The 20428-nt window shown below is 49.2% G+C and carries 15 protein-coding genes and 8 tRNA genes; 17 read left to right on the top strand and 6 right to left on the bottom strand.

The genetic code is table 11. The annotated features are described in order from the left end of the window. Window positions 1-6: 6 nt before the first annotated feature. Window positions 7-1026 carry a glycosyltransferase family 2 protein gene (locus tag DWV73_RS06125; RefSeq protein WP_107000480.1) on the top strand — a complete coding sequence of 340 codons (1020 nt, stop codon included), beginning with the start codon at window positions 7-9 and terminating at the stop codon, window positions 1024-1026. A gap of 288 nt (window positions 1027-1314) precedes the next feature. Here DWV73_RS06125 and DWV73_RS06120 read toward each other — a convergent pair whose 3' ends face one another. The 5 genes from DWV73_RS06120 to DWV73_RS06100 form a co-directional block, all read right to left on the bottom strand. Beyond that, window positions 1315-1980, bottom strand: coding sequence for a phosphatase PAP2 family protein (locus tag DWV73_RS06120; protein WP_117796303.1), 666 nt, complete (start codon window positions 1978-1980; stop codon window positions 1315-1317). A gap of 236 nt (window positions 1981-2216) precedes the next feature. After that, window positions 2217-2290 (bottom strand) — tRNA-Met (locus DWV73_RS06115). 18 nt (window positions 2291-2308) lie between these two features. After that, window positions 2309-2381, bottom strand: a tRNA-Val gene (locus tag DWV73_RS06110). An 8-nt stretch (window positions 2382-2389) separates the two neighbouring features. After that, window positions 2390-2463: transfer RNA gene (locus DWV73_RS06105), tRNA-Met, on the bottom strand. 18 nt (window positions 2464-2481) lie between these two features. Continuing rightward, window positions 2482-2554 (bottom strand) — tRNA-Val (locus tag DWV73_RS06100). A 241-nt stretch (window positions 2555-2795) separates the two neighbouring features. Here DWV73_RS06100 and DWV73_RS06095 point away from each other — a divergent pair. The 9 genes from DWV73_RS06095 (at window position 2796) to DWV73_RS06055 (ending at window position 7988) form a co-directional block, all read left to right on the top strand. Continuing rightward, entirely contained in the window at window positions 2796-3743 is a 948-nt protein-coding gene (locus DWV73_RS06095; RefSeq protein ID WP_242995758.1) for a YegS/Rv2252/BmrU family lipid kinase, read from the top strand. Window positions 3744-3840: 97 nt separating this feature from the next. Then, on the top strand, window positions 3841-4416 hold the full coding sequence (ispF, locus tag DWV73_RS06090) for a 2-C-methyl-D-erythritol 2,4-cyclodiphosphate synthase (protein ID WP_117796159.1): 576 nt from the start codon (window positions 3841-3843) through the stop codon (window positions 4414-4416). 18 nt (window positions 4417-4434) lie between these two features. Beyond that, the gene (gene cysS / locus DWV73_RS06085; RefSeq protein WP_107000478.1) at window positions 4435-5844 is read left to right on the top strand and encodes a cysteine--tRNA ligase; all 1410 of its coding nucleotides are present in this window, start codon (window positions 4435-4437) and stop codon (window positions 5842-5844) included. Beyond that, window positions 5829-6266, top strand: coding sequence for a ribonuclease III domain-containing protein (locus DWV73_RS06080; protein WP_117796158.1), 438 nt, complete (start codon window positions 5829-5831; stop codon window positions 6264-6266). The genes cysS and DWV73_RS06080 overlap by 16 nt, the downstream gene beginning before the upstream one ends. Before the next feature lie 19 nt (window positions 6267-6285). Continuing rightward, window positions 6286-7050: a 23S rRNA (guanosine(2251)-2'-O)-methyltransferase RlmB gene (gene rlmB / locus DWV73_RS06075; RefSeq protein WP_022358985.1), complete on the top strand. Its 765-nt coding sequence runs from the start codon at window positions 6286-6288 to the stop codon at window positions 7048-7050. Between the two features lie 234 nt (window positions 7051-7284). Beyond that, a tRNA-Thr gene (locus DWV73_RS06070) sits at window positions 7285-7357 on the top strand. 103 nt (window positions 7358-7460) lie between these two features. Next, window positions 7461-7533: transfer RNA gene (locus DWV73_RS06065), tRNA-Ala, on the top strand. A gap of 280 nt (window positions 7534-7813) precedes the next feature. Further along, window positions 7814-7893, top strand: a tRNA-Leu gene (locus DWV73_RS06060). Window positions 7894-7904: 11 nt separating this feature from the next. Further along, window positions 7905-7988: transfer RNA gene (locus DWV73_RS06055), tRNA-Leu, on the top strand. A gap of 149 nt (window positions 7989-8137) precedes the next feature. Here the strand turns inward: DWV73_RS06055 and DWV73_RS06050 are convergent. Continuing rightward, the gene (locus DWV73_RS06050; RefSeq protein ID WP_022358984.1) at window positions 8138-8473 is read right to left on the bottom strand and encodes a cyclic-di-AMP receptor; all 336 of its coding nucleotides are present in this window, start codon (window positions 8471-8473) and stop codon (window positions 8138-8140) included. Between the two features lie 188 nt (window positions 8474-8661). Between DWV73_RS06050 and DWV73_RS06045 the strand changes: the two genes are divergently transcribed. The 7 genes from DWV73_RS06045 (at window position 8662) to DWV73_RS06015 (ending at window position 20405) form a co-directional block, all read left to right on the top strand. Further along, complete coding sequence (locus DWV73_RS06045; RefSeq protein ID WP_117796157.1) at window positions 8662-9276, top strand: HAD family phosphatase; 615 nt, start codon at window positions 8662-8664, stop codon at window positions 9274-9276. Window positions 9277-9580: 304 nt separating this feature from the next. Then, window positions 9581-9826, top strand: a complete 246-nt coding sequence (locus DWV73_RS06040; RefSeq protein ID WP_107000475.1) for an NAD(P)H-dependent oxidoreductase subunit E — start codon at window positions 9581-9583, stop codon at window positions 9824-9826. Window positions 9827-9863: 37 nt separating this feature from the next. Beyond that, window positions 9864-11579 (top strand): [Fe-Fe] hydrogenase large subunit C-terminal domain-containing protein, encoded by a 1716-nt coding sequence (locus tag DWV73_RS06035; RefSeq protein WP_107000474.1) that lies wholly within the window; start codon window positions 9864-9866, stop codon window positions 11577-11579. Next, window positions 11580-12764, top strand: coding sequence for a SpoIIE family protein phosphatase (locus DWV73_RS06030; protein ID WP_107000473.1), 1185 nt, complete (start codon window positions 11580-11582; stop codon window positions 12762-12764). A 15-nt stretch (window positions 12765-12779) separates the two neighbouring features. Beyond that, window positions 12780-14231, top strand: a complete 1452-nt coding sequence (locus DWV73_RS06025; protein ID WP_107000472.1) for a 4Fe-4S dicluster domain-containing protein — start codon at window positions 12780-12782, stop codon at window positions 14229-14231. 661 nt (window positions 14232-14892) lie between these two features. Then, window positions 14893-16386, top strand: a complete 1494-nt coding sequence (locus DWV73_RS06020; protein WP_147341930.1) for a DUF6273 domain-containing protein — start codon at window positions 14893-14895, stop codon at window positions 16384-16386. A gap of 116 nt (window positions 16387-16502) precedes the next feature. Further along, on the top strand, window positions 16503-20405 hold the full coding sequence (locus tag DWV73_RS06015; RefSeq protein WP_242995757.1) for a peptidase A26: 3903 nt from the start codon (window positions 16503-16505) through the stop codon (window positions 20403-20405). The last annotated feature ends 23 nt before the right edge of the window (window positions 20406-20428 follow it).

Genomic DNA, 20428 nt, shown 5'->3' with positions numbered 1-20428 from the left:
AAACCAATGAAACTGTTGTCGGTAGCGATTCCGTGTTACAATTCGGCGGCATATATGCGTAACTGCATCGAATCCCTGCTGCCGGGCGGCGATGAGGTGGAGATCCTGATCGTGGATGACGGTTCCACAAAAGATAATACGGCGGAGATTGCCGATGAGTATGAGAGAAACTATCCGGGAATTTGCCGGGCGATTCATCAGGAAAACGGTGGTCACGGCGAGGCCGTCAATGCGGGACTGCGCAATGCGACGGGCGTCTATTATAAGGTCGTGGACAGCGATGACTGGGTCAACGAAGAGGCATATATGGAGGTTCTGGATACGCTGCGCAAATTTGTCCATGACAATGTGACGCTGGATATGCTGATTACCAACTTCGTTTATGAAAAACAGGGCGCAAAACACAAAAAGGTCATGAACTACAACATGGCGCTCCCAAAACGCCAGCTCATCGACTGGAACGGTGCAAGAGGCTTCCGCCTGGGACAGTATATCCTGATGCATTCGGTCATTTACCGTGTGGAAATGCTTCGGAACTGCGGCTTGGAACTGCCAAAGCATACGTTCTACGTGGATAATATTTTTGTATATCAGCCGCTTCCACACGTAAAATCCATGTACTACCTGGATGTGAATTTTTACCGCTATTTCATCGGACGCGACGATCAGTCGGTCAATGAAAAAGTCATGATCAGCCGTATTGATCAGCAGATACTCGTCACGAAGCTGATGCTGGGATATTACGATGTGACCAAGATCAAGAATCCAAAGCTGCGCCACTACATGGTCCGCTATCTGGAGATCATGATGACAGTTACTTCAATTCTGGCGATCCGCTCGGAGACAGAGGAAAATCTGAAGAAGAAAAAAGAACTGTGGCAATATCTGAAACAGCAGAACTTCACGTTATATATGCGCCTGCGTTGGGGCTTCCTCGGACAGGGCGTAAACCTGCCGGGAAAAGGCGGACGGAAGGTGTCGATCGCCTGCTATAAGATTTCGCAGAAGTTTTATGGGTTTAACTAGAAATCCATTATAAAAATTGAAATAATATGGATTAGAAAACGAAATCAAATCTATCATAAAAGTGAAATTAAAAGATCCGATCGTCTGGAAAGTCGAGTGTTTCCAGATGGTCGGATTTTCTGATTCTATGTCAATCATTAGATATGATTCGATAAGGGATTACCACGTGATGAATGTTAGAAACCTAGTTTTCGTAACGGCTGCGGCAGGGGGGATTTATCGCAGATAAAAAGCTGGCACCTGTCATACTTTGGCGCCAGCTTATGTTTACTTGTCTTGAGAAATCCTTTAGCGAATATATTCCGGTTCGTTCTCTGTCTCTTCCTGCGTGCTTCCCGCATATACTAACGGATAGATAGCTGCGCTTAAAAGAATCGCGCCTGCGACGTCCAGAACCGAGTGCTGCTTCAGCGAGACAGTTGCCATGCAGATAGCGACCATCAGGATACCGGAAAGAATCCGGATTACTTTGTGCTTTTTCAGAGATTCACTCTTCATGACCGCGATGTGGGTTCCGATGGAATTGTACACGTGGATGCTTGGAAATACATTCGTGTTCGTGTCAGCCTGGTGGAGCATATAGACAAGACGGGAACAGAGGTTCTTGTCCGGGTCTACGGCGGTCCGCAGGTCAGTTCCATTCGGGAACAGGGTGCAGATTAAGAGTGACAGCGTCATGCCGGTAAATAAAAATGCACATAACCGGTAATATTCTTCTTTGTTCTTGAAGAACAGGTATGCAATCGCAGCGGTCACATAGGCGAACCACAGTAAATATGGGATGACGAAGTATTCATTAAACGGAATCATATCATCCAGCGATGAGTGCATGATATGGTAATTGGAGGTCACGGTTTTTTCCAGATGCATAAACCACGGAAGATAGATAAATCCGTATCCCAGAATCCATATATGCCCGTATTTCTTCAGGAGTTCCTTCAGAAAATGTTTCATATCAATCAACCTCGATTTTCTTTTTATCATAAATAAATTAACATTATTTTAACATCTCTCCAAGTTCGTCTGATTATAGCACACTCACCCGCCAACTTCAAGGCTAAATAGGGATTGTTATAAATATTAAGAAAAAGGTTATGGAATGTGAAATTTGTTAAACAAAAATTTTATGGATGGACAGGGACTTTAAGTAAAATAAAAACAGCTTGCTCAACTGCAAGCTGCTTCATCAATAGCGAGAGGGGGATTCGAACCCTCGACACCGCGGGTATGAACCGCGTGCTCTAGCCAACTGAGCTATCTCGCCATATTAAATTTAGAAAAGTGGGACCTACAGGGCTCGAACCTGTGACCCTCTGCTTGTAAGGCAGATGCTCTCCTAGCTGAGCTAAGATCCCAGATAAAATAGCGAGAGGGGGATTCGAACCCTCGACACCGCGGGTATGAACCGCGTGCTCTAGCCAACTGAGCTATCTCGCCATATTAAATTTAGAAAAGTGGGACCTACAGGGCTCGAACCTGTGACCCTCTGCTTGTAAGGCAGATGCTCTCCCAGCTGAGCTAAGATCCCGCTGACACTCGCACAAATCACGACTGCTTTGCAAGTATAATATAAATTTTCAAGATTGTCAACACTTTTGAGAAAATAATTTATAGAAATTTTCTTATCATTTAAAAGGAAGTATGGTATACTTATCTCATGCAAAATTGTAATGGCGCTGTATCCTGTGACAGGTATTCTGGCAGGGTAAAAGATAAAATATAACGGCCCAGCAGGGGAGTTTCTGTATTTTCGGAAAGCAGGGGACGTTATGGCAAAATATGAGGATGGAGTAATGTATTATTTCATTATTAATCCCGCTTCACAGAGTGACCGCGGCTATAAGATATGGAAGAAAATAGAGCAGCGGCTTGTGCGGGACGGGGTTGAGTATCAGGCATATTTGACAGAATATGCGGGGCAGGCGACAGAGTATGCAAGGAAGCTGACGTCCCACTGCAAGGAGGCACGGGTGATTGTGGTCGTGGGCGGTGACGGGACGATGAATGAGGTCGTGGACGGAATCGTTTCCTGCGACATGGTGACGCTGGGCTATATTCCGGTGGGGACAGGCAGTGATCTGGCGCGCGGGCTCCGGCTTTCGAGAAGACCGATGCGCGGACTGCGCCGGATTTTTAAGGCGCGGCGGATCCGGCAGATCGATTATGGTGTGATTGCATATGGCGATGATGTGCTCCGACATCGGCGTTTTATCGTCAGCGCGGGGATCGGGCTGGATGCGGAGGTATGCCAGCATATGCAGCATTCGGCGATCAAAAATATCTGCAACCGGATTCATCTGCGGCGATTGTCGTACCGGATACTGGGATTTATACAGTATTTGAAGGCGAAACCGATCCGGGGATATATTTTGCTCGATGGAACGCGCCGGGTGGAATTTAATTATATTTATTTTATCAGTGCACAGATTCAACCCTGCGAGGGCGGCGGATTCTGGTTTGCGCCGAAGGCGGACAGCAGCGACGGCAACCTGGAGGTCTGCATTGTCAGCCATGCCTCGAAGCGGCAGGTGCTTGGAATCCTGCTCCGGGCGTTGTTCCGGCGCTCCCACAACCGGGGGCTTCGGTGCTTCAGCTGCCGGGAGGTCCAGATCTACACGGAACGCCCGATGGCAGTTCACGTGGACGGCGAGAGCTGTCAGTACCAGAGCAATCTGGAAGTCCGCTGTATTGAGCGTAAATTAAAAATTGTTGGATAAGTGTATATTTTTCAAAAGTATAAAATAATTTATTAAATAAAGTAACTGCGGGCAGTCCGGACAGTTACAAAATGACCAAGAAAGGAACTGGAATACGATGAGAATAGGACAGGGATATGATGTGCATAAACTTGTTCCAGATCGGGAACTGATTTTAGGCGGCGTGACGATCCCGTATGAGAAGGGGCTGTTAGGACATTCGGATGCGGATGTGCTGGTGCATGCGGTGATGGATGCGCTCTTAGGGGCGGCGGCACTGGGCGACATCGGACAGCATTTTCCGGACACGGATCCGGCATATGAGGGTGCGTCGAGCATCGAGCTTCTGAAAAAGGTAGGGAAACTTCTGCAGGAACGCGGCTATGTGATTGAAAATATCGATGCCACGATCATTGCGCAGCGCCCGAAGCTGGCTGCATACCGCCCACAGATGGCAGAAAATATTGCAGATGCGCTGGGGCTTCCGGTCAGCCGTGTGAGTGTCAAGGCGACGACCGAGGAAGGCCTTGGTTTTACAGGCAGCGGCGAGGGCATTTCCTCACAGGCGATTACCCTGTTGACGGAAGTGGAGAATTACTGTTATGATAGTGAAATGATGACGCAGGCAGCGGCTTGCGCTGGATGCGGCGGCTGTGGCAGCTGTCAGGCAGCACCGGAAGCAGATTTAAAATAGAAGAGGAGTAATGAGGTTATGAAAATTTTCAACACATTGTCCCGCAGAAAAGAGGAGTTTGTGCCGATCGAACCGGGCAAGGTTAAGATGTATGTGTGCGGACCGACCGTTTACAATTTTATTCATATTGGAAATGCAAGACCGATGATCGTATTTGATACGGTCCGCCGGTATTTTGAGTACAAAGGATACGAAGTAAACTATGTATCTAACTTTACTGATGTGGATGACAAGATCATCAGGAAAGCCATCGAGGAGGGCGTGGATGCGGAGACGATCTCCAAGCGCTATATCGCAGAGTGCAAAAAAGATATGGAGATGATGAACGTCAAACCGGCGACGAAGAATCCGCAGGCGACTCAGGAGATCGGCGGTATGATCGAGATGATCAATACGCTGATCGAAAAAGGACATGCGTATGTGGCAGCTGACGGCACGGTTTATTTCCGCACCAAATCCTTTAAAGAGTACGGAAAACTGTCCCATAAAAATCTGGACGATCTGCAGTCCGGCTTCCGTGAGATCAAGGTAACCGGCGAGGAAGGCAAGGAAGATCCGACCGATTTCGTTCTCTGGAAACCGAAAAAAGAAGGAGAGCCGTTCTGGGAGTCTCCGTGGTGCCAGGGCCGTCCAGGCTGGCATATCGAGTGCTCCGAGATGTCCAAGAAATACCTTGGCGAGTCCATCGATATCCATGCAGGCGGAGAGGATCTGATCTTCCCGCACCATGAAAATGAGATCGCGCAGAGCGAGTGCGCGAACGGCAAGACCTTTGCCAACTACTGGATGCACAACGCATTCTTAAATATTGATAACCGCAAGATGTCCAAATCTCTTGGAAACTTCTTTACCGTGCGTGAGATCAGTGAGAAATACGATTTGCAGGTTCTGCGTCTCTTCATGCTGAGCGCCCAGTATCGCAGCCCGCTCAATTTCAGCGCGGATTTGATGGAAGCTTCGAAAAACAGCTTAGAGCGCATCCGCACTGCGGCAGAGCATCAGGCAGACTGCCTGAAAGCAGCGAAAGAGGGCGAGATGACGGCAGAGGAGAAGCAGAATCAGGCAGCAGTCGAGGAGTTGGTTCAGAAGTTCGAGACGGCGATGGACGATGATTTCAACACCGCAGATGCGATTTCAGCTATTTTTGAGATTGTACGCCTGAGCAACTCCACAATTTCGGAAGCATCGACGAAGGCATACGTTTCCTATGTCAAAGAGACGATGGATAAACTCTGCGATGTGCTCGGTATTATCACGGAGAAGAAGGAAGAGATTCTGGACAGCGAAGTAGAAGACTTGATCGCAAAACGCCAGCAGGCGAGAAAAGACAAGAATTTCGCACTGGCAGATGAGATCCGTGGACAGCTTCTCGATATGGGAATTATTCTGGAAGATACGAGAGAGGGCGTCAAATGGAAACGGGCTTAAATGCGTTTAAGGAAGCGCTGCATTTAAAACATGTTGAGGCGGGAGAGTATTCCCCGCTGGCGCTGGCGTATATCGGCGATGCGGTCTATGAGCTGGCGATCCGCACCCTTGTCATGAACCGCGGCAATATGCAGGTCAACAAGATGCACAAGAAGACGGCGAACCTGGTCAAGGCGGACGCACAGGCACGTTTTTATTTGCTACTGGAGGAAGAGCTGACGGATGCGGAGAAGACGGCATACCGACGCGGACGCAATGCGAAATCTTTTACGATGCCGAAGCACGCGACGATGAAGGATTACCGGATGGCGACCGGATTTGAGGCGCTGATGGGTTATCTCTATCTGACCGAGCAGTTTGACAGGATGGCAGAACTTCTGGGAAAAGGGCTGGAACAGATGGGAGAATTAATATCGTTATAAATCATGATGAGGAAAATAGATGGAACAGGAAAATAAGCAGGAAAATAGATTTGAAGAGACGATGATCGAAGGCAGAAACGCCGTTTTAGAGGCATTCCGTTCGGGCAAGACGGTGGATAAGCTGTTTGTGCTGGATGGCTGCCAGGATGGACCGGTCAAGACGATCACGAGAGAGGCAAAAAAGCAGAATACGATCATCCACTATGTGGCGAAGGAGAGACTCGACCAGCTTTCTGAGACCGGCAAGCATCAGGGCGTGATTGCACAGGCAGCGGCATACCGCTATGCAGAGGTGGAAGATATGCTAAAGCTGGCAGAAGAGAAAGGCGAGCCGCCGTTTCTCTTTATTCTGGATGGCATTGAGGATCCGCATAATCTGGGTGCGATCATCCGTACTGCCAATCTGGCAGGCGCACATGGCGTGATCATCCCGAAACGCCGCGCAGTGGGACTGACATCGACGGTTGCTAAGACCTCGGCGGGAGCGCTGAATTATACGCCGGTGGCGAAGGTAACCAATATTTCAGCCACGATCGAGGAGCTGAAAGAGAGAGGACTCTGGTTTGTTTGCGCCGATATGGGCGGAGAGAGCATGTACCGCCTCGACTTAAAAGGACCGATCGGTCTGGTGATTGGCAATGAGGGCGAAGGTGTCAGCCGTCTGGTGCGGGAAAAATGTGATTTCATCGCATCGATCCCGATGAAGGGAGATATCGACTCCCTGAACGCATCGGTGGCAGCTGGTGTGCTGGCATATGAGATTGTGCGTCAGAGAATGATGTAGGGTAAGTGAAAGGTATCGGGCAACCGATTCCGCTACTCCCCTCCCCGTTGGAATCATATAAAAATATGAAAAGATAGGAAATGAGAATCGGATGTCTGCGAATGAAAACGGAGGCATCCGATGAAAAAAACGGGAAATTTAAAAAAATAAAAAAAATTCAAAAAAACCGTTGACAAAACGATTGTATCATGATAAACTAATCGAGGCTTAGAGATGAGCCGAAAACAAAAAGATGCTGCTGTAGCACAGTCGGTAGTGCGTCGCATTGGTAGTGCGGAGGTCACGGGTCCGATTCCCGTCAGCAGCTCTGCTAGAAAAGAACGGAAGCCTTTGATTTACAAGGGTTTCCGTTTTTTTTATTCTCTACTTGCAATTCATTCCAGTTGTGCTATAATGATAACAGTTTGGACGGGGACATAGCTCAGCTGGGAGAGCGTTGCGTTCGCAACGCAAAGGTCGCGGGTTCGAATCCCGTTGTCTCCATGATAGAGAAAGCTTAGAAAATGAGGATTTTTCCTTTGTTTTTTAGGCTTTCTTGTTTTTTTTGGAAAGTTTAAAACGAAACAAAGGAGCCGGCTTTAGGAATATGTTTTCAGGAAAAGTATTATACGAAATAACACACGGACTTTCAGAATGGATGAATTTGCCGCACATTTTTTTCTAAAAGAACTTTCAAAAAAATTCAAAAAAATAAAAAAAGCTCTTCCATTTTGAACTACCCTATGTTATAATGAATTCACTTGTGAGTCAGAAAGACAAGCAAGCGGGCATGGCGGAATTGGCAGACGCGCCAGATTTAGGTTCTGGTACGAGAGTGTGCAGGTTCAAGTCCTGTTGCCCGCACTAGAAATTACGCAGAAGTGGCGGAATTGGCAGACGCGCACGGTTCAGGTCCGTGTGATGGCAACATCATGAGGGTTCAAGTCCCTTCTTCTGCATGATTAGCTGCAGAACCTGAGTGCAGCGTGGAACTCCCAGAGATGATTTCTCCGGGAGTTTTTCTTTTTCTATACAAGGAATCAAAAAGGGGCAGACGCGCAAGCGAAAGCCCCTTTTGTAATTCGAATTTGTAATATAAATCAAAAAATTAGAATTTCTGAAATTCTTCTACATTTATTACAAATACGGTTGCTCCGCCGACTTTCATGTTCATCGGAACGGTCATATTAACGGTCGGGCAGCAGTTTCCGGCCATGGTCGGCGGCGTGTATACAAGCTGCTCGCGGGCACCGGACATTTTTTTGATGATGGAGATGGCGTCCTCGACGCGTTCATCTTCGACACCGAGCATCAGGGTTGTACTTTTCTTTTTCAGAAAGCCGCCCATCGTGGAAAGCTTGGTGACAAAGAAGGAGTGCTGGTTTAATTCATATACTAAATCATCGGCGTCCTCACTGCCAATGATTGCGATAATCATTTTCATAAGCGGTACCTCCTGAAAAATTTTCTATTATTGTACCATTAATTTATGAAAATGGAAATAAAAAAATGAGAAATTTATGTTAAAATATAAATGATTATGATTGCTTGCAGGTGAGAATTTTTTGGACTGAAAATTCCATCTGCCGCAGGAATGGCGGCAGATTTGCGGGATGAGAGAAAGGCAGAAGTATGATTCGAAATATAGTATTTGATATGGGAATGGTTTTACTGGAGTATGATCCGGTCAAGGTGTGCTGGGAGTACACAGATAATCCGGAGGATGTGGAGTGGATGCGCCGCGAATTGTTTGATTCGAAGGAGTGGTCGCTTTTAGACGAGGGAACGCTGACGGATGCACAGGCGCTGGAGCGGGTGCAGAAACGCCTGCCAAATGAACATCTGCGCTGGCTGGCGCAGGAAAGTCTGGAACACTGGCATGAGTACAACATCTGGGCAAAGCCGGGGATGGGAGAGCTGGTGAAGGAACTGAAAGAAAAGGGCTGCGGCATCTACCTCTGCTCGAATTGTTCCGTGCGCCTGCGTGTGTTCGAGTATGAGATTCCGGGCATTGAATATTTTGATGGCACGCTTGTCTCAGCGGAGGAGAAGCTGGCGAAGCCGAATCCGGCGATCTATGAGAGATTGTTTGAAAAATTTCATCTCAAAGCGGAAGAATGCTTTTTCATCGATGACCGTCAGGATAACATCGATAGCGCGAAGGGCTGCGGCATGGATGGTTACTGTTTTGCGGACGGGAATGTGGAGAGGCTGCGGGCGTACATGGAGGAGATGGAAATATTATAGAAAAGCAGTGCAAGGTGGCCGATAAAAAGATTATTTTCCTAAAAAACACCGGGAGAGTCATAAGCTGATGAAAAGAAAGTGAAAAGGTTTTGGAATCAGGCGCTTATGGTCTAAAAAAAATACAAAATCAGCAAGAAATTTGATTGATAATAATATCACAATATGAGATAATGAAGAAGAATGGGGAAAGATGCATTTTTAGTAAATTCCCCTGGAAGATGCATGTGAACAGGCAGTTTTTTGACCGGGAATCTCCGGTGAAAGGCTGCGTCTGTTTTATAACGGATAGTGAGGAGGTCATTATATGAGAGTATCGATTTGTATCGGAAGTGCCTGTCATCTGAAAGGATCCCGTGAGGTAATCCAGAAGCTGCAGAAGCTGGTTTCAGAGAATCATCTGGACAGTGAGGTAGATTTAAATGGAGATTTCTGCAGCGGCAACTGCCGTAAAGGTGTCTGTGTGACGATAGACGGAGAACTGTATTCCGTAAAACCGGAGACAACCGAAGAATTTTTCCAGAAGGAGATTCTGGGACGCCTGAACGCGTAATCGTTTACATATAACGGCAAAAAGAGAGGGAGAGTCTATGCCGATTATTGATTTTAAGGCGACGATGTGTAAGCATTGTTATAAATGTGTGCGGGGCTGCGAAGTGAAATCAATCATGATCCGGGATGGTCATGCATATATCATGCCAAATCGCTGTATTCTCTGTGGGCAGTGCCTTTTGAACTGCCCGCAGTCGGCAAAACGTGTTCCGAGCGAACTTTCCAAGGTCAAAAAGCTGATTGAGAGCGGCGCACCGGTCATTGCATCGCTGTCGTCTTCCTATATGGGGGTTCTGCCGTATAAAAAGCGGGGGCAGGTCAAGTCAGCATTAAAAAAGCTGGGATTTACGAATGTTTGTGATGCGGCGGAGGGCGCCGCGCTGGCGACGGAAGAGTATGTCCGTTTATTAGAGCAGGGCGAGATGAAAAATATCATCACAACTGCCTGTCCGAGTATCGTGAACCTGATTGAGATTCATTATCCGGAACTCATCAAATATCTGGCACCGGTGCTGATTCCGTCGGGGATCCATACGCGCATGCTGCACGCGGAGTTCGGCGAGACGGCGAAGGTAGTTGTGATCGGACCGTGTATCGCGGAAAAAGAGAAAAACAGGGTTGTGAAGCCGGATGCAGTCCTCACATTTGAGGATTTAAAACAGTGGCTGTCAGAGGAACAGATCGAGATCGAAGCATGTGAGGAAGAACCGTTCGAGGATCGTGAACCGGGCGCGAACCTGCGTTATCCGGTCAGCGGCGGACTGCTCACGGCGGTGACGGCGACCCAGAAGAAACCGGACAAGTACCGCAAGTTCTACGTCAGCGGCGTGAAGGACTGTCTGGATGTCTGTGAGGCGATGAAAACCGGCGAGGTGGCTGGCTGTTTCATCGAGATGAACGCCTGTCATGGAGGCTGTGTCAATGGACCGTCCACGGCGACCTCGGTGTCGAGTTTTAAAGTTAAGCTGGATCTGGAAGCGATGCTTCCGAAGGAACCGGCAGATTTGTCCCTGATGCATGAGGCGGCGCGTCAGGTAGAGATTCACCGGACGTTTGCGGACCGTTCCCAGAAGGAGCGGATTCCGACCGAGGAAGAGATCCGGGAGATCTTGAAAAAGACGGGCAAGACGACACCAGAGCAGGAATTAAACTGTGGTGCGTGCGGTTATCCGACCTGCCGGGAGAAAGCGATCGCCGTTTTCCAGAAAAAGGCGGAGGTCGATATGTGTATTCCGTACCTGCATGACCGGGCGCAGTCGCTGTCTCATCTGGTGATGGATACGTCCCCGAACCTGATCATGATCATCGACGATGATATGCGGATCCGGGAGTGTTCGGTGGCGGCAGAAATGTATTTCGGCGTCAAACCGGAGGCGATCAAGGGAAAACCGCTGGAGGACTTTATCAACGCCGAGGATGTACGCGAGGTATTCCGGACGCACACAAGCGTCCACAGCCGGAAGGTGATCTATCCGGATCGGAATCTTGTGACGCTTCAAAACATTGCGTATATCGATGACGGCAATTTTGTCATTGCCACGATCATTGATGTGACGCGCGAGGAAAAACAGGCAAAACAGGAATATGCCAAGAAAAAGGCGACCATTGATCTGGCACAGAATGTCATTTACAAACAGATGATGGTTGCACAGAATATTGCCGGACTCCTGGGTGAGACGACGGCGGAGACGAAGACAACCCTGATGAAGCTTTGTTCCCTGATTGACGATGAGAGCGAAAGTGAGGTCCGATAAATGGGAGTAACCGTAGATGTCACGTTTAAAAGTCTGAATAAGTATTCAGAGATCCTGTGCGGCGATACGGTAGAGTGCCTGAAAACGGAAGATTCGGACGTTATCATTCTGGCGGATGGCATGGGAAGCGGCGTCAAGGCGAATATTCTTTCGACGCTGACGGCAAAGATTCTGGGTACGATGTTTTTAAATGGAGCCACGCTGGAGGAATGTGTGGAGACGATTGTGCAGACGCTTCCGATCTGTCAGACGAGACAGGTGGCGTATGCGACGTTCTCGATTCTCCAGATTTTCAACAACGGCGAGGTATATTTAGTTGAATATGATAACCCGCGATGCATTTTTTTGCGCTGTGGTCATGTGGTGGAGCTGCAGAAATACAAGCGTCTCGTCAAGGACAAGGAGATCAGCGAGTGCCGGTTCCAGGTTCAGAAGGGTGATGCGCTGGTACTTGTCAGCGACGGCGTGACGCACGCGGGAGTCGGAAAGAGCGGCAAATATAAATTTGGCTGGCCGTGGGAGTCGGTGGCAGAGTTTGTTTCGGAACAATGCCTGACCTCTCTTTCGTCGGCACGTATGGCGGCGGCACTCTGTGCGGAATGCAGCCAGATTTACGAGGGAAAACCGGGCGATGATACGACGGTTGTGGTAGCTCGGATCATTGACCGGAAACCGGTCAACCTGATGACGGGACCGCCGCTCGACCGCAACGACGATGAGACGATCACGGCGGATTTTATGAAAGATGAGTCGGCAAAGCACATTGTATCGGGCGGAACCAGCGCGACGATCCTGTCGCGGGAGCTGGGACGACCGCTGCGGGTATCAATGGATTACAGCGACCCGGATATTCCGCCGATCGCTTTTATGGAAGGCATCGATCTGGTGACGGAGGGAGTCCTGACGCTGCGGAAAGCGATCGAACTTCTGAAACGCTATCTGATCGAATGCGATTTAAGTTCTGAGTTTTTCAGCGAGTTGGACAAGAAAAATGGTGCGTCCATGATCGCGAAGATTTTGATAGAAGACTGCACGGAATTACATATGTTTGTGGGAACGGCGGCGAACAGCGCCTACCAGAATCCAGGGCTGGCGTTTGATCTGGGAATCCGCCAGAACCTGGTCAAACAGCTAAAAGAAGCAGTCGAAGGTATGGGAAAGAAAGTTACGGTAACGTATTATTAATAAGGAGGATAAAACATGGTAACGAATGACGCGACAATTCTGCGCATCAAACATGAGATACTTTATGAGGTAGCAAAGCTTGCCTGGAATGATCAGTTAGAGGACGGAAGAGACGATATTCCGTACAAAATCAGCCCTGGTCCGCAGGCACAGTACCGCTGCTGTGTATACAAGGAGAGAGAGATTGTCCGCCAGAGAATCCGTCTGGCAGAAGGTAAATGTCCGTCTGACCGCAATACAAACAACGTCGTACAGGTTATCAATGCAGCCTGTGAGGAGTGCCCGATTGCGTCCTACACAGTCACCGATAACTGCCGTAAATGTATGGGTAAAGCCTGCCAGAACTCCTGTCCGTTTGGAGCGATCAGCATGGGAAATACCAAGGCGCACATCGACCCGGATAAATGCCGCGAGTGCGGAAAGTGTTCCCAGGCATGCCCATACAATGCGATTGCCCATCTGGAGCGCCCGTGTAAGAAGGTCTGCCCAGTGGATGCGATTACCTACGATGAGTATGGTGTATGTGTGATCGATGAGAAAAAATGTATCCAGTGTGGCGCCTGCATCCATTCCTGCCCGTTCGGTGCGATCGGTTCCAAGACCTTCATGGTCGATGTGATCCGCCTGATCAACGCAGGCAAAAAGGTCGTAGCGATGCTGGCACCGGCGACCGAAGGCCAGTTTGGACCGGACATCACGTTTGCAAGTTGGAAAACAGCTTTAAAGAAGATTGGATTTGCAGATATGATCGAGGTTGGTCTGGGCGGCGATATGACCGCGGCAGCCGAGGCAGAAGAGTGGGCGGAAGCTTACAAAGAGGGCAAGAAGATGACGACCTCCTGCTGTCCGGCATTTGTCAACATGATCAAACAGCATTTCCCACAGCTGCTTGACAATATGTCCACGACGGTTTCCCCGATGTGTGCGGTCTCCCGTATGCTGAAGGCGCAGGATCCGGAGGTTGTCACTGTCTTTATCGGACCGTGTATCGCGAAGAAGAGCGAGACGCTGGATCTGAATATCCAGGGCAATGCGGACTATGCGATGACTTACGGAGAGATCCGTGCGATGATGCGGGCGAAAGACGTAAATCTGGAGCCGGAAGAGAACAGTATGCAGGAAGCCAGTGTATTTGGAAAACGCTTCGGCAACGGCGGCGGCGTAACAGCGGCGGTATTAGAATGTCTGAAGGAGTCTGGTGAGAATACCGATATCAAGGTAGCGCGCTGCAACGGTGCGGCTGAGTGTAAGAAAGCCCTTCTTCTTCTGAAAGTGGGACGTCTGCCGGAGGACTTCATCGAGGGTATGGCGTGCGTCGGCGGCTGTGTCGGCGGACCGAGCAAGCACAAAGCCGAGCTGGAGGCGAAGAAGTCGAGAGACAAACTCATCGCCGAGGCAGATGCAAGAGAAGTACATGAGAACCTGAAGGCGTATGATATGTCGTCGTTCTCGATGCATCGGCATTGATGTGGGATACCCTTGGGAGAATGTGGCTGAGATAAAATAAATAGGAATTTATATATGAGTTAGTGGGAAAGTGCCTGCTCTGGAAAATGAAATTTGGAATATGAATTTTATTTTCTGGGGCGGGCGTTTTTCGTTGTGAAAATTCCAAAAGAGTTCTTGCATTTAGAGAATAGATGTGTTAGACTCAATATATCTTATCGAAATGAACTGCGGTCGCAGGTGGTTTCGTTCTAATTTATCTTTTTATTCTGGTAATTTGTGAGGTGCGTTTCGCACAGAATTCGATGATTTAGGAAAATTTGGGAGAATCGGATAACTGTATCGTTATAAAAAATGTGCAATATATTATATGATATATGCAATGTAAAATGAAAGCTTTTTATAGACGGAAAGAACCGTTGTTTAACTCAGAGTGAGGATGTGTTTTGAATTAGAAGAATGAAAATAGAGAATAGAAATTTGATATAAATTAGAACTTATATAACTTGCGAAAGAGGATAAGAAAAGAGATGTGAAAAAGGTTTGAGGGGGGAGGTTTGAGTTGTTAAAAATAAACATGGGGGCTCATAAAGGGTGTCGCTGCCGGAATGGGACCATTTTGGGAATATCACTGATATTGATATTTTCATCCGGTAGAATGGCGTGGGCAGCTGAAAATGCAGTGAAACAGGCAGAAACAGCTGTCGTAGTCGGCTACAGCGTCTCATTTATAGATGCTGAGAATGCAAATCATCTTATATTTCATACGCAGACGGGAAAAGTTTTGGAAGGAACTTCCCTGAACGTATCTTTCCCAGAGCAAATCATAGGGAGCGACGGGCATATCTGGAAATCAGCGGTACAGTCACCGCAAATATTTGAATTGTATGGAACAGGAACTGAAAAAATTTATATCAAATATGAAAGAGGCGGCAAGGTTCCAGAAATGGGGGCAGAGGAGGATGGCGTCATGCTGGCGCTTCGGAAACGTCTGGAACGATGGAAACAGAGGGCATGGGAGGCGGAGTGTGCCATATTCGGACGTGAAGATGCGGCGGTATCGGGCAGCCACACCGGTCTGACTGTTCAAAATCAGTCGGAAAATGATGCCAGGATCCGGAATCTGGTATCTGCGATCGGGGATGCAGCGTGTCATGAATTTTATCTGATTGGTCAGGATTTTACACCATCGGCAAAAACAATCGGGGTGGAATACGACGCAGTTTATTCTGAGGTGGAAGAGGATTCCTTTTCGGTGGATGGAAAGGAATATATCATCACGCGCATCCGGGTGCGGAGAAACTGGGATGACCGTACTTGTACGCATCAGTGGAGCCAATGGGAGTGGGAGGAAAATGATTGCTTAAAGAATGGGCGGGCAGTGTATGTCTGCGGACGATGTCAGAAAGAAAAGATAGAGCGCCTTCCGGCGCTGGGGCACCTGGATGAAAACGGGGATCAAATCTGTGACCGCTGTGGAAGTGTGGATTGGAGCGAAAGTGAAATGCCCGAAAAAGTGATCTGGAAGGAGGGCGATGTCCAGCTGCGCAAGGTGGGCGGAGAGATTTTGTCATTTACCTGTATCGACGACGATTACCATGACTGGCAGGATGGGCATCGGAAAGCAGCGCTGTTTCTCTGTGACCGCGTGATCCGGGCGGATGTGGACACGGCGCCGGGAAAAAAGATGAAGATTTTCTCGTTTGGCAAAGACAATAATTATAAGACTTCGCAGGTGCGCGCATGGCTGCAGAAAAACAGTCAGAACAGCAGCTTCTGCCTGGAACCGATCCATACGGGAATCCAGACCGCGTACATGGGAAGCACGGCGGCTGGTGCATTTTCGCAGACTTCCGGGCGGGAACTGGCGCGTCATGATATTGGTTTTCAGCTTATGAACGACCAGCTTTTCTGCCTGTCACTGGAAGAGGCACTTGCGTACCGGGAATATCTCTGGCGGTTTGATTCCGGGGATGATAACCCACAAAGTCAGGTCAGCGCCTATTCACAGGGATATTATTTGCGGACGCCTTTTTATTTGCAGGATGAAAATGGGAAATTCGTTTATAATCAGCAGATTTATGGCGTTGATCTGGTAAATGGCCGTCTGCGTCCGGTGGGGACGGACAGTGAGACATATGGAATACGTCCGGCATTTGCACTGCCACAGATGTAAAAAAGAATACTTGCTGAGCTTGAAAGGCGAGAGTGAAGCTGTTTGGCAGTTTGATTAGGAGAAAAGATTGGATAAGGGCCAATCAATCTAATGTTTGGGGAAAGAGGGGAATGTGTATGGGGAAAAAGAAGATGAAAAAAGTGATTCCATTTGCGGTAATGACGATGATGCTTTTGTCGGCGACGCTGCCGGCGTTTGCGGCGAGCGGGTTTGTGTTTGAGGATTGGGATTTGGGGGTTATTTCGGAAAGAAAGGAAAAGTTGGATGATACAGATGATATCATGAAAAGACGAAAAAAATGGCAGAAACGGGCTGCATCGCCCAGTGAGCTTATGAATGCGGATGTGAGGGCAACTCCCTCTGAATTACGTTATTCCAAAGTCATAGAGGCAACTCCTTCACAATTAATCATGCCGCGCGTTGGTGTCAGCGCCAGCCTCGGAAATCTCTGGGAAAACTGGGATGTGGCGGATTTGAGCTTTCTGGATGGAACACATGGACTTGGAACGAAACAAAAACCGTATCAGGTACGCACGAAACATCAGCTGATGGGACTTAGCTTTCTGGCGGCATTTGGCATGCAGCCGGATCACGGCGAGGTGGAAGAAGAGATCGTGGGGGATTACCGGGGCGCATGGTTTGAGCTGACGGCGAACATCGATCTGGGAGGAATGGACTGGAATCCGATCGGTTATTACCGGGATGATTCGGAATTTTCAGGGGAGGTAACGCACCCGTTTACGGCAAATCTGGATGGAAACGGTTATAAGATTTCAAATTTCCGGTTTGCAGGAGGCAGTTCGCCGAATGTTGGATTCTTTGGTGCGCTGGATGGGGCGGAGATCCGAAATCTGACGCTGGAACCAGGAAAGCCGGTCAAAGGAGTGCGTCAGGTGGGAATTTTGGCAGGAAATGCGAAGAATTCCAAGATTTTTAATTGTCAGGTAAAAGGCGATGTGGAAGGAACCGGAGCGGTCGGTGGAATGATCGGGCACATGGAAGGCAGCACGGTGGAAAACGGAATGGCACAGGTAACCGTCCGAACGACGGGACGTGCAGCCGGAGCGCAGGCGCTTGCGGGCGGAATCGCCGGGGAAGCGGCGGATGATTCTCGTATCATTGACTGCCAGGTCCGCACCGGGGATAACAGCACCTCGCGGATTCAGGGAACGGATGCGACTGTCGGCGGAATCGTGGGGCTTCAGAATGGGGCGGCTCTCTACAATACCTATGTAAATGGCACGATCGGCGGTTCTGGCAGCCAGAATGTCGGAGGACTCGTTGGAGAACGAATCAGCGGAGACTTGAAAGTGGGGCGGTTTGAGGGAATGATCGGTCAGTCGGGAACTGGGGCTGCCGGACACAGAGGAACCTTCATCGGATACCGCGCATCAGCTAATTATTTTAAATATGGGGATGACATCGCGTACCTGTTTGCGGATACGGAGGCGAAAATCGCAAACAATGTCTGTGGAAGCGGCATTTCAGATGATAACCAGTATACATACGCGGCGCACATCGGATATTCCCACGCGAGGGACAATTTCTTCACGCTGGTATCCGGCGGTGTCACGCGGGATGTGGACGAGCGATATTTTTATGAAGAACTGGAACAGGGGATTCTCTCGATTGTGGATGAAGAGCTGGGCGGGGAGATGGATGCGGAGTCGGTCGGGTACGATCTTGACCATTTTGCACCAAATGATGCGGGACGCCCGGTCCGTGGTTATCTGATTACGATTCCGCAGGTCGATACCGTTTCCAATGGAACGAATTATTACGATGTGGCAGTGCTGGAAGCACGGGGAAATGGCGCGTATTATCGGACACTCGATAAAAAACACCGAGGTGCGGTGGCACCGGGAAAGACGGTGACGGTCAGCACCTCGGCAAAGCAGGCGGACAAAGCGCGCTTTCAGATGGAGGGAGTTCCGACGTATACGCGTGGGAAGAGCCGGAAAGATACTACTTATGTAAATGGCGGCGAGTATTGTTTTACGATGCCGGAGGAAAATACGCAGGTGTCGGCGGTTTATAAAAAGGTGGCAGTTTCGGTCGGTCTGACGCCGGGCGTGACGAAATTCCAGGTGGTGCAGGAGCGGACCGGAAACCGGAAATATCCGACGAAAGTCACACGCGTGATGGATGGAAATGGAAAATTAATTGCGACGTACATCCATGGAAATCTGCAGGCGGGAACACAGGTGCAGCCGGTGACGGTGCAGGCGATTGTGGATCGGAATAATGATGTGGCGGATGCATCGGTGCGCTGGAGTATCGATGATTCAGATTTGATTACGTTACTTCCAAATGACGATGAGGAAAGTGGTTATACGAAAAAGAGCGCGTCGGTTCAGGTAAATTTAAATAGTTCGTTTATCACTGATATAGTACGGAAGCTGGAAAAAGAGCAGGCAGACCGCGGATACCAGTATGCGATCGGAAGCGACATATACGGAGCAGGGTATCAGAACGGCGGCGTAGCGGTGCTGACGGCAGAGACGAAACCGGCGGCGAGCTTTGATGGGAAGCCGTGCCGGGGAAATGCGCGAATTGAGGTTACGTTCCAGATCAAGGATCAGACCTATGTAGCCAATGAAGGTGCGGCACTAAATCAGGATCAGTTGAAATTTGAGGTGGTGCGGACATTAAACGGAAATCGGAAACATCCAGATGAAATGATCCGGGTTACGGCACCGCAGGTCTTGAGTGCGTCTTTTACACCCGATTATTTTGACCGGAAAGATATATCGTGGACTGTCGGTGACGCAGCACTGATTTCGGTGGACGGCGAGGACAAGTCTGCCGGTGTGCAGGCGAAAAAGGATGCAAAATGGATCCGGGATCTGATCGCGGCAGATCAGGGCAGACATGTGAATACACCATATGAAATACAGACAGCTTCCGGCAGCCGCACGACGAAGGTGACAGTGATCGGCGATGATATGCTTGGAAACCGGCAGACGGCATCGTGCAGAGTACAGGTGGATTTCCGGACAGTGGACGAATCGAAGATTTGTGTGGAAGGCATCAGCCTTATACCGAAAACGCTGCAATACGAGATCAAACGCACCCGGACGGGGGCGGGTTATCGTCCGGTGGAGGCATGGACGGGAACCGGTGCGAAAAAGCTGGCAGCGTCGGTATTTCCGGCGCAGGCGTTTAACCAGAAAGTGACATATCAGGCAAGTGATGATTCGCTGTATGTATCATCGGATGGAACCGTGACGGTCAATACGACGGCTTCCTGGATACAGGAGCTTGACCGTCAATACTTAAAATCAGGCAGCCATACGGCATATGTGACCGTGAAAACCGAGGATGGTGGCTTCACCGACCGGGCGGCAGTCACAATTCAGTATGAGGCGGTCGATCAGACATACAGCGGAGGTTCCCATTCGGGCGGAGGTTCTCATTCGGGCGGCGGCTTGGGTGGAGGCTCTTCTTCTGGAAAGGGGGCAGCGGCAGGAAGCAGTGCAGCGAATGCAACCGGACCGGCATCGGGGTTCAGTGATTTGACAGGAGCGGGTATTGGAAATCTGACAGAAGGACAGGCAGGCCCCGGGCAGAATGCGGATGCGGCAGCCATACCGGAATATGTAGTAGCTGGAAACTGGCGGAAGAATGCAGATGGAAGCTGGCAGTTTGAAGCGGGCGGTAGAAGCTATGCTTCTGAATGGGCGGCTGTCTACAATCCATATGCCGATCCGGCAAAGGGGCAGAGTACGTTTGACTGGTTCCGATTTGATGCAGATGGCAGGATGGTGAACGGCTGGTATACGGATGTGGATGGAAACACATATTATCTCTGGAAGGAAATGGATGGAACACAGGGGCGTATGCTGACTGGCTGGAACTGGCTGCCGGGAAGCGATGGAGTGTTTCATTGTTACTATTTTCAGGAAAAATCTGATGGAATGAGGGGACGTTTGTATCGAAATACGCACACGCCCGATGGGAATTTAGTCAATGCGGATGGTTCCTGGGTGCTGGACGGAATAGTACAGACGAGAAGCTGAGAGAGGAGGAGAGAAGAAAACAG

It is taken from the genome of Clostridium sp. AF12-41 (assembly GCF_003461685.1).
Classification (GTDB): Bacteria; Bacillota; Clostridia; order Lachnospirales; family Lachnospiraceae; genus Otoolea; species Otoolea fessa.
Note: the sequence above shows the minus strand (reverse complement) of the source record. Positions and strands in the feature narration are given on the sequence as shown.

Bases quoted from the DNA above. Each gene is read 5' to 3' on its own strand.
- DWV73_RS06125 (WP_107000480.1), top strand. From the start codon at position 7: ATGAAACTGTTGTCGGTAGCGATTCCGTGTTACAATTCGGCGGCATAT.
- DWV73_RS06120 (WP_117796303.1), bottom strand. From the start codon at position 1,980: ATGAAACATTTTCTGAAGGAACTCCTGAAGAAATACGGGCATATATGG.
- DWV73_RS06095 (WP_242995758.1), top strand. From the start codon at position 2,796: ATGGCAAAATATGAGGATGGAGTAATGTATTATTTCATTATTAATCCC.
- ispF (WP_117796159.1), top strand. From the start codon at position 3,841: ATGAGAATAGGACAGGGATATGATGTGCATAAACTTGTTCCAGATCGG.
- cysS (WP_107000478.1), top strand. From the start codon at position 4,435: ATGAAAATTTTCAACACATTGTCCCGCAGAAAAGAGGAGTTTGTGCCG.
- DWV73_RS06080 (WP_117796158.1), top strand. From the start codon at position 5,829: ATGGAAACGGGCTTAAATGCGTTTAAGGAAGCGCTGCATTTAAAACAT.
- rlmB (WP_022358985.1), top strand. From the start codon at position 6,286: ATGGAACAGGAAAATAAGCAGGAAAATAGATTTGAAGAGACGATGATC.
- DWV73_RS06050 (WP_022358984.1), bottom strand. From the start codon at position 8,473: ATGAAAATGATTATCGCAATCATTGGCAGTGAGGACGCCGATGATTTA.
- DWV73_RS06045 (WP_117796157.1), top strand. From the start codon at position 8,662: ATGATTCGAAATATAGTATTTGATATGGGAATGGTTTTACTGGAGTAT.
- DWV73_RS06040 (WP_107000475.1), top strand. From the start codon at position 9,581: ATGAGAGTATCGATTTGTATCGGAAGTGCCTGTCATCTGAAAGGATCC.
- DWV73_RS06035 (WP_107000474.1), top strand. From the start codon at position 9,864: ATGCCGATTATTGATTTTAAGGCGACGATGTGTAAGCATTGTTATAAA.
- DWV73_RS06030 (WP_107000473.1), top strand. From the start codon at position 11,580: ATGGGAGTAACCGTAGATGTCACGTTTAAAAGTCTGAATAAGTATTCA.
- DWV73_RS06025 (WP_107000472.1), top strand. From the start codon at position 12,780: ATGGTAACGAATGACGCGACAATTCTGCGCATCAAACATGAGATACTT.
- DWV73_RS06015 (WP_242995757.1), top strand. From the start codon at position 16,503: ATGGGGAAAAAGAAGATGAAAAAAGTGATTCCATTTGCGGTAATGACG.